Origin of the sequence: Thermococcus sp. 101 C5, assembly GCF_009372125.1 — an archaeon.
GTDB classification, from domain to species: domain Archaea; phylum Methanobacteriota_B; class Thermococci; order Thermococcales; family Thermococcaceae; genus Thermococcus_A; species Thermococcus_A bergensis.
In genome coordinates this window covers 1-12,372 of the sequence record NZ_WHIZ01000022.1, presented here as the reverse complement: position 1 = coordinate 12,372, position 12,372 = coordinate 1, and the positions used below count along the sequence as shown (strand labels likewise).

The following is a 12,372-nucleotide window of genomic DNA, read 5'->3' as shown; positions in this document are numbered from 1 at the left end:
TTAATCTATAAGGATGAGCCCATACAAAACACTTTCGGAGAAGTCAAGCTCAACTATTTTTGAGAGCTCTATCCCCACGGCGTCTATTGGGGGCCTTACCTTACTTGGCATTTTGCATTTTCCGCTTTTCTCGAATTCGCACTCTTCACAGAGGTTGCAGTTTCCCGGAAATAGTGCTGTTGCATAGAAGTTCCCGCCTTTGAACAGCTCTTCTTCTCTTTTGAGAATGTAATTCAATACCTTTCGTTTTTCTTCGTCAAAATTTTCAGAATTAATGCTAAACTTTATCAGGAGCGCTCTTTTGTAGTGCTGTACTAGTTCTCTTGCTTCCCTCCATGAGGGAGCATGAGGCGGGCAGGAAGGGCTTTTTCCATAGGCTGGACAGCTTCTGCACTTCCACACCGGTCTTGGTGAAACAATAATTTCCTCTGCTGCTACCTCTTTCTCCCAGATTACCCTCATACAGGAAAAATTGAAAAATATCAATAAAAACTTAATCCATCAGGCGACCTCCGTTGACGTCAACGACTTCTCCGGTTATGTGATCGTTTTCTAGCAGAAAAATAACTGCATGGGCTATATCCTCTGGCTTGGCTATCTCTCCGGTCAATGAAAGCTTTCTTAGCCTTTCTCTCATCTCCTCGTTTATCATATCGGTTTCAACGGGTCCTGGGGCAACGGCATTTACTAAAATGTTCGGTGCTAAGTGTCTTGCAAGGTTGAAGGTGAGCGCTATCAAACCTCCTTTTGAAGCGGCGTAGTGGGCCCCTACAGTCCCTCCGTCTTTACCGGCTATTGAGGCTATGTTGACTATTTTGCCTCTCTTCATGTATTTGAGAACCTCTTGCGTAACTATGAAGGCTCCCTTTAGGTTAACTCCCAGAACTCTGTCCCACTCTTCGTCGCTTATCTCCATCGGGTTTATTGTCCGTCCAAGGATTCCGGCATTGTTGATTAGGATGTCAATCCTTCCAAACTTTTCGATGGCCTTTTCCACCATCTCTCTGACTTCTTCCCTGTTGCTCACATCTGCCCTAACTGTAAGGGTTTCCACTCCATAAGCTCTGCACATTTCTTCGGTTTTCTTTGCGTTTTCTTCATCCCTTGCGTAGTTTATAATCACGTTACATCCCTTCTTTGCCAGAGCAACTGCAATTGCCCTTCCTATTCCCCGAGAGGCTCCGGTTACTAAAGCGACTTTTCCTTTCAGCTCCATGTCGATCACCAAAATAAATTTGGGAAAGTGCCATAAAAGCTTTATCAAATAAAAGAATAATGCCGGAATACTTTTACGTTCTTAATCATTGTGTTGAAACATGAAAACCATTCAAAGTCATTCAAGGAAAGAACGATTTTGGAAAGATTAACCCTCAACCTAAAACCTGGAGCAGGCAAGGAGGATTTAGAAAAGGCCCTGAAAAGGGCACGTAATTCGATTTGGGGGCTTGTTGGAATGAGAGAAGGTAATCATTTGTATCTCAGCTTAACGTAGAGATTGACACCACTCTGGAGGGCTGCCAGGGAGTTTAGGGTTAGGAATACCCAGTCCCCTATTAGATACGAATAGATTGCGAGCAGTGTTGAGGCAGTAACGTAAACCAGAACAAACTCCAAGTTTAGTGGACATCTCTTGTTTTTGATTGTTTCCCATGTTTGGGGCACCCAAGAACTCACGAGAAGAAGCATGCCTATGAGTCCCACGAGTTCCTTCATTTTATCACCTCCCTCTCTTGCACCGAGGACTATTAACACTGTTTAAAAAAGATTGTGGACTATTACAGGTGTATTCCTAAAAAAGAAAAGCGCAAAATAATCAAAAGAATGTCAATACTTTAATTCGGAGGCGAGTTTTGAGGTTGCCCATGTTTTAACGTCTTCATCGAGAATATCGTTAATAATCTTAAACGCCTCCTGAATCTTTCCCTCTCTTGCGAGGGCTAATGCCACCTCAGCCTGTATTTTTGACCTGTTGGAGATATCTCTTATAAGTCCGGCTATTTTTAAAGCTTCGTCTGGTTTACCAAGCCCAAGAAACTCGAAAGCCAGGCTCATGAGGGCTTTAGTGGTACTCTCATCGTTTTCAATTTCAAAGATAGCTTCTATTGTTTGGTTGAGAGCATCATGGTAGTCTCTTCCCTGCTTTGCCATCTCTACCGTTAGCATTGACATTGACTTTGCCCTTATCCCCTTGTCGGGAATCGACTCTGCAATTTGAAGTGCGTTCTCAAAGTCACCTCTCTTTATGAGTTTTGAGACGGTTTCGTAAAGGGCCCGTGACTGGTACCATTCCTGCATGCAAACACCAAATAAGTTTTGCATTTGGAAAATTTAAGCTTTCCTACATCCCAAGAATAACGTATATTCCAAGGAGTATCAGCAATGTTCCTGCAATCATTGAAAGCTCTCTGGACTTTTGGACTATTCTCTGGGAGATTGATTTGCTCTCCGTTATGCTTCCGACCGTGAAGAGTATTATGAGCAGCGGGAGGACAAAGATGATGTTGTAAAGTGCCAGGAGGATCAGGGTTAGGCTTCTCCCTACTTTGGATATAAGGATTGCATATGCCAGATAAGTTCCCGAGGAACACGGGAGGAGTGTAAAGGATATTATGATGCCGAGAGAGAAAGCTCCAAAGAGGGTTGCTTCCCTGCTGAATATGCTTTTTCTAACTTCTTTCTTCTTTGCTATCCTGCTTTTTTCCATATAGCCGGTTACAAATGTGTAAGCGCCGAATGCTATTGAAACCACTCCTGCGACCCATACCGGGATTGTCTTCGTAAGTATCACCAGACCAATCCCGAGGAGGTAGTATGAGATGTAAACTGCAGCAACAAAGGCCAGTCCAACGGCATAGATTCTTCTTTTGGAGATGTTTTCTTTGAGGGATAGGGCTATGAGAAGCATGGTGTAAATGACGAACGTACAGGGGTTTATTGAATCAGCACCTGCCAGTGCGAGTAGAGGGTAGATTAAGTTCTTCAACCCGAGAATTGCCAATATCCCCGCTGTTAATCCAATTGAAGACAAAATTATCAACATGAGGGCCTTGATTTCAGACCTCACTCGGCTCACCATTGGTGAAAATATATTCAAGCTTATTAATGATTTCGGTCTGGTTTTCCGGGATTAGATACGTCTTGTCAGTTATAAAAAGGACTCCCTCAGCTTTTTTGGCTTCTTCGACAAGGTCGTCGGCGTAGTCCACTGGAAATTCTCCGTTCACTATTGCATAGAGCTTTCCTTCGTAGAATACTCCTATTACCGGAACGCCAGTTACTCCAAGGATTTCATAGAGCTGTTCAAACATCTTTCCGTTATGTTCGTTTCCCTGCAACTCGTAGTATGTTAAAGCCTCTTCCCCGAAAAACTCTGGAATATCTTCTTTCATTTTCTTACAGTGGGGGCATGTTGCCAGTCCGTACATGTAAAAGTGGAACTTTGCTTTATCTAGTGTGAACGTTTCTGTTGCTGTGCTGGGGGACGATGAAGATGAGGGATTGTCAGATATACACATGCTGGTAAGCACTACCAGTACAAGCAGCAACCCCGGCAGAACTTTTTTCATGAAACTCACCTAATTCGGGGATATGCTTTGTGGGTTATAAATGTTTAGAGATGTAAATTTTTTGGCACGTATCTTTTTAAGAACTTCCAAAATAGATGAATGGTGGTGAAAATATGGGTGACGTCGAGAAAGCCCTTCAAACTTTTTATTCGATGAAGTTGAAGGATATAATGCCGTCGATACCCTCGATGCCAATTGTTACTGCTGATTCTCCTATCGTTGATGTGCTTAAGCTGCTCAGGACAAGACACCACGTGTGGGTTGTAAACAACAGGGATGAAATGAAGCTTGAGGGGGTTATACGGTATCTTGATGTCCTGTCTATTCTCCTTCCGCCGGAGAACACAAAGGCAAGGCTTGGCAACATAAGCACGGTTTTTAAATCCATCTTGGGTGGGGCGGAAAAGGCTTCCGATGTCATGGAGCGCAACGTTATGACAATAGACGAAAATGCCACGGTTATGGATGCCCTTACAAAGATGAGAAGGTATAAAGTGCAGATCTTGGCAATTGTCGATGAGAACAATGTCTTGGAGGGGGAAATAAGCCTGAGGTTGCTTATTGACGAGTTCCTGAGACTAATGAGGGTGGGTGGTGTACAATGGCTCCAGAATGGATCCTCTTCACCATTGGAGTAGCTCTCATCTTCGGAAAGATAGGAGATCATCTAATGGAGCGCTTTGAGCTTCCTGGAGTTTTGGGCGAGATACTGATGGGCATGGTACTGGGAAATCTGATATACTTTGGTCTGGTAAACCCGGAATATCTTACACTGCACTCTAATGAGACGTTTGAATTTCTTGCTCGTCTAGGCATAATTTTCCTGCTCTTCTTGGGCGGTCTTGACGCGGATGTTGAGATGCTCAAAAAAACCGGCGCTGTTGCGACCGTTTCTACCGTCACGGGAGTCATCGTCCCGTTAGCCCTTGGCTACTTCGGGCTCAAGCTGATGGGTTATCCCTCTAAAGAGGCCTTTGCCGGGGGAGTCTTATTAACGGCTACGAGCATAGGGATAACCGTTAGAGTTATGATGGATCTTGGGGTTTTGAGGAGCGATGTTGGTATAGCTTCCCTAAGTGCGAGCGTTATAGATGACTTCCTTGGAATCGCGTTGATAATATTTGCAGTTGGTACTGGAAGCATTTTGGGATTAATAAGCAAAATGGCCGTCTTCTTTATAATCACGGGTTTGGTTGCTTGGTATACGATCGAAAAGTACATACGCTTTTCGGAATGGCTGCACGTGGAGAAGGGTGTTTTGGGGATGGTTCTTGCTTTGATGTTTTTCTTTTCAGCATTGGCAGAACACTGGTTTGATGCCGCTATAGAGGGAGCTTTTATGGCCGGTTTGGTTCTATCAAAACTTCCAGAGGGTAAGAGAATAATGGAAGACGTGAAGGCAATAGCTTACGGATTTTTAGTCCCTGTGTTCTTTGTGTACACCGGAGCGATGCTTGATTTGAGGGTTTTTACCAGCTTTGATGCCCTATCTCTTGCGGCTGTTTTGACGACAATTGCAGTTGTTGGAAAAGTCGTCGGCAGAGGGCTGGGAACCCTGATTATGGGGTGGAGTGCTAGAAAGGCTCTCCAGATGGGGATTAGCTCAATCCCAAGGACTGAAGTTGCGCTTGTTAACCTCATGGTTGCAATCCACGGTGGTGCAATTCCAGAAAGCGATGCCCCAAAGTTCATTGCAGCCACGCTGATTTTCATAACGGTCTCTGTTTTAATAACCCCACCGTTGCTAAAGTGGGCGTTTAAAGAAGAAGTGGAGGCCATGAAACAGGGAAAAATGGAGAAGAGAGTGGAAGCTGTGAAAGAAACGAAGAGGAGGATCTCAATATTGAAGGGGCCAAGGAAAAATCACTAAAACACCCTTGCATATCCCCATTTTTTAACGCTTGTTAGGATTGACGTTTCCGTGCTCTTTATTCCCTCAATTTTTCCAAGCTTTTCTATTAAGAAGTTCTCGAGTTCCTGGAGGTCTTTCACGGTTACCTGCATGAGAACGTCGTGGGCTCCGGTGGCTATTCCCAAAACATCGACTTCCGGAAGTTTGGAAAGCTCTTCAACCGCTCTTTTGACCTTGTTGGGCTCGATGTCAACGGCTATGAATGCCACTATGCTGTAGCCAGCTTTGAAGGGGTTTATTAGGGCAGCGAACTTCCTTATTATCCCTTCTTCCATGAGCTTTTTTACCCGGAGCCTTACGGTTGATTCGGGCACTCCTATTTTCCTTGCTATCTCTGAATAGCTCATCCTTCCATCTTCCTGGAGCAGCCTTAGTATGCTTTTATCTATTTCATCCAATTTCATTTCATTCACCTAGTTAGCATTTTGTTTAAATATTGGTCTGCTGAATTTTAAATATTTTGTGCTATTTTTGTTAGATTCCGCAAAATTTAACCGAAAATGCTATTAATTCCAAACACATATTTAAACCGGTGGGAAACTTGAGAAAGGAGGATGTTATAGAGCGATACTCGAGAATCTTTCCGAAAGCTTCACGTGTAAACTACGCCCCGGTAGTTGCCGTTAAAGCCAAAAACGCGAAGGTGTGGGATATTGAGGGGAGGGAGTACATAGACTTTCTTAGTGATGCTGCAGTTCAAAACGTTGGCCGCAACAACGAGCGAGTTGTTAATGCGATAAAAGACCAGGCTGAAAAGCTCATACACTTCACTTTCATCTACGGCTTTACAGTTGAGCCCCTCCTCCTTGCGGAAAAGCTTGCGGAGATTTCCCCAATTGAAGAGCCGAAAATAGCCTTTGGTTTGAGCGGAAGCGATGCAAACGACGGGGCAATAAAGTTCGCCCGGGCTTACACCAAGAGGAGAACCATTCTCAGCTATCTTAAGAGCTATTACGGTGCCACGTATGGTGCGTCAAGCATAACAGGTCTTGACTTTCACGTCAGGGCGCTAGTAGGAGAGCTCAGTGATGTTCACTATATCCCATATCCGGACTGCTACAGATGTCCCTTTGGAAAAGAAAGGGGCTCTTGTAAAATGAAGTGCGTTGAGTACATAAAAGCCAAGTTCGAGGGAGAGGTTTACGCGGATGGCGTTGCTGCATTGTTTGCCGAGCCAATTCAGGGCGATGCCGGGATGGTCGTACCTCCCGAGGATTACTTCAAGCGAGTCAAGAAAATCCTCGATGAGCATGGGATTCTTTTAGCTGTAGATGAAGTTCAGAGCGGTATTGGGAGAACGGGGAAGTGGTTTGCCATAGAGCACTTTGGAGTTAAGCCGGACATAATAACAGTAGCAAAGCCTCTTGGGGGAGGTCTGCCAATAAGTGCCGTAATCGGCAGGGCTGAAATCATGGACTCTCTCCCACCTTTGGGGCATGCTTTTACATTAATTGGAAATCCCGTTGCGAGCAGGGCGGCTCTTGCTGTGATTGGGGAGATTGAAGAAAAAGATCTCTTAAAGAGGGCAGAAAAGCTTGGAAGCTATGCTATGAAAAGACTTGGAAAGATGAAAGAGGAGTATGAGCTAATTGGCGACGTGAGAGGGAAGGGACTTATGATAGGCGTTGATTTGGTTAAGGACAGGGAGACCAAGGAGAGGGCATATGATGAAGCTAAGAAGGTCGTCTGGAGGGCTTATGAACTCGGATTAATCGTTGCCTTCCTGCAGGGGAACGTCCTGAGAATACAGCCTCCGCTAACGATTGAGGAAGAGACCCTCGATGAGGGCCTTGATAAGCTTGAAAGGGCGATAACGGATGTTGAAGAGGGCAAAGTTGGGGATGAAGCCTTGAAGTTTGTTCACGGCTGGTAGCATTTTTCTCTTCCCTTTATCGCTCTTTTCTGAACATTAGAGTACTTTTTGCTTCCCAAAAATTTATAAAGTGATCTTCTTTCGGCGGGAGAGTAGCAAGGTGAAAAATATGAAGAGAAAAGTGGCCACGAGCATGCAAGCTAGGAAGGCATCATTGATAGTCCAGAACACCCAAATGCCTAGGTGGTTCTACGCTTTCGTGCCGTTTAAGATAGCCACAGGCGGTTCTTCCCAGGTCATTCCTCTCTATGCCATACATCTCGGCGCTGGTGCCGGAGAGGTGGGATTATTAAACGCATTATCAACACTTGCTTCCACTATAGGGACGATATTCTGGGGCAAGCTGAGTGATAAAACCCTTAGAAGGAAGGTCTTTATCTTAATGGGTCTCTTGAGCACCTCCGTCTTTCTAAGCCTGCTGGCGTTTGCAGAGAGCTTTTGGGATCTTCTATTAATCAACGCGGTTTATTCATTTTTCCTAGCTTCCACTGTTTCGATACCCATTGTCCTCCTCTTTAGAAACGTGAGAAAGACAAGATGGGATGAAGCCGTAGGGAAGTTCAACAAAATCGGAGGCTGGGCATGGGTTTTGGGGCTTTTGATAGGATTTATGCTGGTTAGGTTATTGAGTTTTAAGGAGCTCTTCCTTCTCTTTGCCGTGGTGAACATTCCAGGCTTTGTTATGGCTTTGAAAACCATCAGGGAAGCTCCGGTTTACCTGCACAGAAACAACATCAAGCCCTTTGTGACCCAGGTTGTTCAGAAAGGCCGCTATCTCCCCAACTTTATCATCCATTTGCCCACAAAATTGAAAGTTTCTCCGAAGCTCAGCGGCTTTTATCTGTCTTCGCTCTTTTTCTGGGTATCCTCGGGTATGTACTCTACCCAGCTCCCGGTGTTTTTGATAAAGAACGGGGTTACAAGTCAAGAAGTCTTCGGGTTTGCCATACTAAATTCCTCAATTTCGGCAATGCTCTATCAGAGGGTAGGGACAAAGCTTAAGTCCAAGAACCCTGCTTTGGCACTAACTCAGGGGTACTTCTTTAGAAGCCTTGGGATCCTCTTATTGCTGCTCCCCTTTAACGTTCCTTATGCTTTACTCATCTCAGCCGCTGGAAGCTATGTCCTCTGGGGCTACTCCTGGTCCTACATAAGCGTTTCATCAACTTCTCTCATAGGGAGGATGAGTTCTCCAAAAGAGCAGGGGAGTGCTTTAGCGACTGCAAATTTAGTGAACTCTGCGGGGTTCGTTTTGGGGAGCCTGGCTGGGGGATTTGTAGCGTCGCAAATTGATTCCTTCCTGAACTTTGCCATAGCCTCTTCACTGAGCCTTTTGGCAGTGGTTCCAATTATCAGTCTAATGGGTCTTTCGTTTGTGTCTCCATTCTCAGCTCTCCCCCAAATAAGGAGGAAAAATTAGTGTATCTCTGCATTTCCAACCGTTATATATCTTCCATGCCTTTTCACGAACTCCAAAAAGCGCTTGTACGTGGGATGGTTGCTCAGGGTTTCGCTGTCCCCAATAGCAATCAGCTTTCTCTTTGCCCTTGTTAGAGCAACGTTAAGCCTTCTCAGATCAGTTAAAAACCCCAGTTCGCCCTCCTTATTCGACCTCACAAAAGACAATACTATAACTTCTTTCTCCCTTCCCTGGTAGCCATCTACCGTGTGAACTTCAACCTCTTCCCCTACTAGCGATTGTATCAGGTCAACCTGATCATCATAGGGTGTGATTATCCCTATCCACTCTTCTTTAACCCCCATCCTCAAGAGCCTCTCCACTATCTCTTTAACCAAGAGCGCCTCAAGCGGATTTTCTCTTGAGGTGGAGCCCTTTCTCTGCCTCTCCCACTTGTCCCTTCTCTCCGCAGTATCGACAAAAACGAGCGGCTCCTCTCTTTTCAGAATTGAGTCCCAGGGCTCTCCGAAAAACGGTTCCCTAACTTTCAGGTCGGCCAGAGTTATGTTCTTCACGCTCTCGTCCGCTTTTATCTTTCCTTCGTAGAACTCTCTGCTCGGAAACTCCATGAGCTTCTCGTTCATCCTGTACTGTATTTCAAGCATCTTCGCTTTCTCTGGATAGAGCTGGATGAGCTTTTCAAAAAGCGTCTCGCTAAGTTCTTTTGCCTCTTCACTTAGGATCGTCGGGGGTAGCTGTTTGTGGTCTCCAGCCAAAACAAAGCGCTTGGCTTTTGCGATTGGAATTAAAACACTCGGAATCGTCGCTTGGGATGCTTCATCTATTACCGCAACATCAAATTCAACATCTCTTATAAATTCAAGGGCTGCAGAAGAGTTCGTGCTCAGGATTACATCTGCCTTATCGATTATTTCTCTGATTATCTCTTCCTCTATCTTTTCGACAAACTTGTAGAGCTTCTGCACCTCTTCGTTTAGCGCTATCCACTGTGCCATCTCCTTGACGTCCTTTGCGGGGACTCCCCTTGCGCCTCTGCCCTTCTCGGCCAGCTTTAAAATCTGCTTGTTGGTTAGCCCTCTTCTAAGGCTTGGCGTAGGTTTTTTGTACTGGTCCCTCATCATGGCAAGCCTCTCAGCCTTATTTCTAAGCTCTCTGACCCTTCTGTACCTTTCGTGGCTTTCGACCTGAAACGCAAGGGTTGATTCCTTCAGGTGCTTTGAGACTCTCGAAGGGTGGCCCAAACGTACAAGCTTGACCTTTCCCCAGAGCCTCTCCACGAGGTTGTCAACTGCGACGTTGCTCTCCGCTGTTACAAGGACTTTGCTTCCTCTCTTAACTTCCTGGAGAACAAGCTCAACGAGTGTCCTTGTCTTTCCGGTGCCAAAGGGTCCGTGGATTAGGAAGAAGTCTTCACTTCCTAGAGCATAGCTTATAGCTTTTCTCTGGGTGTGGTTGAGGTTTTTATCGAAGGGTTCAAACTCCTGAGGAGTGCTCTTCATGGGTTTTTCCTGGTTTAGGGTGAACTTCAGGGCTTTAATGCCACTTTCGCTGAGGTTTTTTAGGTTCTCTATCTGCCTTCTAAAGGTTACATCGTTTGCGTAGAGGTCTATCCTAACGTTCCTCAGAGCCCATGAGGGAACCGATTCCAGGGCAACAACAATAAACCTGCTCCCCTTTTCAACAACGGTTCCAACAAGGTCACTCATTAGAGGATTTCCTCGGCTGATTAAAACCAGATCCCCAACGCTTATCTCTGTTTTAAATGGCTCTTTTCTTCCATACTTGACAAGCTTAAAGCCGAATTCTTCGCCAATTATTTTTCCATTGAGGTTTAGAATAGCCCTTCCAAGTTTTTCCCTCTCGTAACCTCTAAGCCTGCGCATCTCTTCGCGCATTGCCTCTATCTCAGCCTCTCGCTCAAGCTCTACAAGTTCAATGAGCTTTGCAATGTAACTTTTGATGTGCATGAGGTTCACCAGAATTTAAGAAAGTTTAAGTTTTTTGATTACGCTTTCTCTCACTTTCTCTGCAATTAAAACTGCTTCTTGAGCATCCTCTAAATCTGGCTCATAAAACCCAGGATATCTGGATTCTACGGCATAATATGTGAGCTTTTCAATTTTCATATCTCGAAGTGTCTCAAAATCTTTGTCTATGCTTATACATAATTCCAATAAATCACTTATCTGACCTCCTCCCCGCCCTGAAGGGCGAGGGTTCATCTTAGCTCCTCGCCAACGACGGGAAGGTTTGAGGGGTCTCATTCAGACCCAGGCTAAAGCGGGTCTTCGACCCCTCGGGGAGGGTCTTCCCCCCATTACCCCTACCCCCCGCTAAAACGGGAAGGCTCGGGGTTATCGCTCAAACCCCATCTCAGGGTTTCCAACTATTCAGGAGGGTTTTTAGAGGACGCTTTACAGCGTCATCCTCCCAAAGCCGGGAGGACACGTTTGAAACCCTCTTCTCATTGGGTTGTCTTTGAGTAGCCTTCTCAAGGTTTTATTACACTTTTAAGTTTAAAAAGATTTCGGTCATTTAATGGTCAGGTTTTCAGATTCTGCATCCCCCTAAAGGGCAAGGCTTTCAAGAGAAAAAGTAACATCTCCCTTGCAACTAATAGGTCATCTTCTGCTTTTTTAATCCATCTTTTGACCTCTTCGAGGATTTCCTCCATATTATTTTACCCTCCTTGTTGGCGTAGTATGCTACGTTTCCAACTACTCTCTTCTTTTTTTCAAATATTGATTTTGGAATAATGATGATATCGGCTGGGATTTTATTTTTAGTCAATTCTCTTTTAATTTCAATATATAAATCCCAGAAAAGAGGCTTTTTGAGGGGAGTTGTTGTAATAATCACTACATCCCAGTCACTCTTGTGTGTATAATCTCCTCTAGCTCTGGAGCCAAAAAGAATAATTTTCTCAATAGACACATTTTTCTTAGATGCTGCGTCTAGAATTGTGTTTTTTATCGTGGATAGGATATCATCTGGCATCTGAAACGCCTCACTTTTTTCTTAAATTCTTCCCCACTTATAACACTTTCGTGCTTTAAACCCAAGAAGAGCATTTTTTGGTGGGCCCGCGGGGCTTCGAACCCCGGACCTCCCGCTTATCAGGCGGGCGCTCTGACCAGGCTGAGCCACGGGCCCGTAAGAATTCTGGTGCCCCGGCCGGGATTTGAACCCGGGTCGCGGGATCGAGAGTCCCGCATGATTGACCGGGCTACACCACCGGGGCGTCGATGTTGATAACTCAAAATGAATTTATAAATCTTTCGATTCTTTGGGGCGTGTTTATAGTAACCTTTATTAGGGTTTTTGCTGAATTCTTTCAGGTGGTTGTCGTGATCCCCAGATGGGATCACAGACTCAAAGACCCTGAAAGCGTGGCATTCGCAATTCTTGACGTTTTAGCAGACTTCGAATCAGAAGGAAAGCTGAAGAACCTGCCAAAATCCAAAAAATTTCCAGTAAAAACAATACTGGCAATACTCCTCTTTAAACAATACTACAACCTACCCCTCAGAGACGCCCAGCACTACGGCAGAAAATTCTTCGGAGCAAACATTCACTACTCAACCCTCCACAACTGGGAGAA

The 12,372-nt window shown here is 45.0% G+C and carries 15 protein-coding genes and 2 tRNA genes; 5 read left to right on the top strand and 12 right to left on the bottom strand.

The annotated features are described in order from the left end of the window. The 6 genes from GBV73_RS04765 to GBV73_RS04740 form a co-directional block, all read right to left on the bottom strand. On the bottom strand, nucleotides 1-462 hold the full coding sequence (locus GBV73_RS04765; protein WP_152879697.1) for a DUF2284 domain-containing protein: 462 nt from the start codon (nucleotides 460-462) through the stop codon (nucleotides 1-3). Nucleotides 463-493: 31 nt separating this feature from the next. Continuing rightward, nucleotides 494-1,216 (bottom strand): SDR family NAD(P)-dependent oxidoreductase, encoded by a 723-nt coding sequence (locus tag GBV73_RS04760; protein WP_152879725.1) that lies wholly within the window; start codon nucleotides 1,214-1,216, stop codon nucleotides 494-496. Between the two features lie 251 nt (nucleotides 1,217-1,467). Continuing rightward, nucleotides 1,468-1,713, bottom strand: a complete 246-nt coding sequence (locus tag GBV73_RS04755; RefSeq protein WP_004069952.1) for a PQ-loop domain-containing transporter — start codon at nucleotides 1,711-1,713, stop codon at nucleotides 1,468-1,470. A 111-nt stretch (nucleotides 1,714-1,824) separates the two neighbouring features. Further along, nucleotides 1,825-2,295, bottom strand: a complete 471-nt coding sequence (locus GBV73_RS04750) for a hypothetical protein (protein ID WP_152879695.1) — start codon at nucleotides 2,293-2,295, stop codon at nucleotides 1,825-1,827. A 43-nt stretch (nucleotides 2,296-2,338) separates the two neighbouring features. Next, nucleotides 2,339-3,064, bottom strand: coding sequence for a cytochrome c biogenesis CcdA family protein (locus tag GBV73_RS04745; protein ID WP_004069954.1), 726 nt, complete (start codon nucleotides 3,062-3,064; stop codon nucleotides 2,339-2,341). Beyond that, nucleotides 3,054-3,566: a glutaredoxin gene (locus tag GBV73_RS04740; protein WP_152879723.1), complete on the bottom strand. Its 513-nt coding sequence runs from the start codon at nucleotides 3,564-3,566 to the stop codon at nucleotides 3,054-3,056. The genes GBV73_RS04745 and GBV73_RS04740 overlap by 11 nt, the downstream gene beginning before the upstream one ends. Nucleotides 3,567-3,679: 113 nt before the next feature. Between GBV73_RS04740 and GBV73_RS04735 the strand changes: the two genes are divergently transcribed. Together GBV73_RS04735 and GBV73_RS04730 are read left to right on the top strand one after the other, a co-directional pair. Then, complete coding sequence (locus GBV73_RS04735) at nucleotides 3,680-4,204, top strand: HPP family protein (RefSeq protein WP_152879691.1); 525 nt, start codon at nucleotides 3,680-3,682, stop codon at nucleotides 4,202-4,204. Continuing rightward, complete coding sequence (locus GBV73_RS04730; protein ID WP_152879688.1) at nucleotides 4,168-5,436, top strand: cation:proton antiporter; 1,269 nt, start codon at nucleotides 4,168-4,170, stop codon at nucleotides 5,434-5,436. The genes GBV73_RS04735 and GBV73_RS04730 overlap by 37 nt, the downstream gene beginning before the upstream one ends. Here the strand turns inward: GBV73_RS04730 and GBV73_RS04725 are convergent. Continuing rightward, entirely contained in the window at nucleotides 5,433-5,882 is a 450-nt protein-coding gene (locus GBV73_RS04725; protein ID WP_042698376.1) for an Lrp/AsnC family transcriptional regulator, read from the bottom strand. The genes GBV73_RS04730 and GBV73_RS04725 overlap by 4 nt on opposite strands. 137 nt (nucleotides 5,883-6,019) lie before the next feature. Between GBV73_RS04725 and GBV73_RS04720 the strand changes: the two genes are divergently transcribed. Continuing rightward, nucleotides 6,020-7,351, top strand: a complete 1,332-nt coding sequence (locus GBV73_RS04720) for a leucine/methionine racemase (RefSeq protein WP_152879721.1) — start codon at nucleotides 6,020-6,022, stop codon at nucleotides 7,349-7,351. A gap of 109 nt (nucleotides 7,352-7,460) precedes the next feature. Further along, the gene (locus tag GBV73_RS04715; RefSeq protein WP_152879686.1) at nucleotides 7,461-8,771 is read left to right on the top strand and encodes an MFS transporter; all 1,311 of its coding nucleotides are present in this window, start codon (nucleotides 7,461-7,463) and stop codon (nucleotides 8,769-8,771) included. Here the strand turns inward: GBV73_RS04715 and GBV73_RS04710 are convergent. From GBV73_RS04710 to GBV73_RS04685, 5 genes are all read right to left on the bottom strand, one after another. Then, complete coding sequence (locus tag GBV73_RS04710) at nucleotides 8,768-10,738, bottom strand: IGHMBP2 family helicase (RefSeq protein WP_152879684.1); 1,971 nt, start codon at nucleotides 10,736-10,738, stop codon at nucleotides 8,768-8,770. The two genes, GBV73_RS04715 and GBV73_RS04710, sit on opposite strands and share 4 nt — an antisense overlap. A 15-nt stretch (nucleotides 10,739-10,753) precedes the next feature. Beyond that, nucleotides 10,754-10,993 (bottom strand): HEPN domain-containing protein, encoded by a 240-nt coding sequence (locus tag GBV73_RS04705; RefSeq protein WP_172967199.1) that lies wholly within the window; start codon nucleotides 10,991-10,993, stop codon nucleotides 10,754-10,756. A gap of 391 nt (nucleotides 10,994-11,384) precedes the next feature. After that, nucleotides 11,385-11,768 carry a nucleotidyltransferase domain-containing protein gene (locus GBV73_RS04695; protein ID WP_087036245.1) on the bottom strand — a complete coding sequence of 128 codons (384 nt, stop codon included), beginning with the start codon at nucleotides 11,766-11,768 and terminating at the stop codon, nucleotides 11,385-11,387. Nucleotides 11,769-11,846: 78 nt separating this feature from the next. Then, nucleotides 11,847-11,924 (bottom strand) — tRNA-Ile (locus GBV73_RS04690). Nucleotides 11,925-11,934: 10 nt separating this feature from the next. Then, nucleotides 11,935-12,012: transfer RNA gene (locus GBV73_RS04685), tRNA-Glu, on the bottom strand. A gap of 52 nt (nucleotides 12,013-12,064) precedes the next feature. Between GBV73_RS04685 and GBV73_RS04680 the strand changes: the two genes are divergently transcribed. Beyond that, on the top strand, nucleotides 12,065-12,372 hold a 308-nt coding region (locus GBV73_RS04680), incomplete at its 3' end, for a hypothetical protein (RefSeq protein WP_152878644.1).

Bases quoted from the DNA above. Each gene is read 5' to 3' on its own strand.
- GBV73_RS04765 (WP_152879697.1), bottom strand. From the start codon at position 462: ATGAGGGTAATCTGGGAGAAAGAGGTAGCAGCAGAGGAAATTATTGTT.
- GBV73_RS04760 (WP_152879725.1), bottom strand. From the start codon at position 1,216: ATGGAGCTGAAAGGAAAAGTCGCTTTAGTAACCGGAGCCTCTCGGGGA.
- GBV73_RS04755 (WP_004069952.1), bottom strand. From the start codon at position 1,713: ATGAAGGAACTCGTGGGACTCATAGGCATGCTTCTTCTCGTGAGTTCT.
- GBV73_RS04750 (WP_152879695.1), bottom strand. From the start codon at position 2,295: ATGCAGGAATGGTACCAGTCACGGGCCCTTTACGAAACCGTCTCAAAA.
- GBV73_RS04740 (WP_152879723.1), bottom strand. From the start codon at position 3,566: ATGAAAAAAGTTCTGCCGGGGTTGCTGCTTGTACTGGTAGTGCTTACC.
- GBV73_RS04735 (WP_152879691.1), top strand. From the start codon at position 3,680: ATGGGTGACGTCGAGAAAGCCCTTCAAACTTTTTATTCGATGAAGTTG.
- GBV73_RS04730 (WP_152879688.1), top strand. From the start codon at position 4,168: ATGGCTCCAGAATGGATCCTCTTCACCATTGGAGTAGCTCTCATCTTC.
- GBV73_RS04725 (WP_042698376.1), bottom strand. From the start codon at position 5,882: ATGAAATTGGATGAAATAGATAAAAGCATACTAAGGCTGCTCCAGGAA.
- GBV73_RS04715 (WP_152879686.1), top strand. From the start codon at position 7,461: ATGAAGAGAAAAGTGGCCACGAGCATGCAAGCTAGGAAGGCATCATTG.
- GBV73_RS04710 (WP_152879684.1), bottom strand. From the start codon at position 10,738: ATGCACATCAAAAGTTACATTGCAAAGCTCATTGAACTTGTAGAGCTT.
- GBV73_RS04705 (WP_172967199.1), bottom strand. From the start codon at position 10,993: ATGAACCCTCGCCCTTCAGGGCGGGGAGGAGGTCAGATAAGTGATTTA.
- GBV73_RS04695 (WP_087036245.1), bottom strand. From the start codon at position 11,768: ATGCCAGATGATATCCTATCCACGATAAAAAACACAATTCTAGACGCA.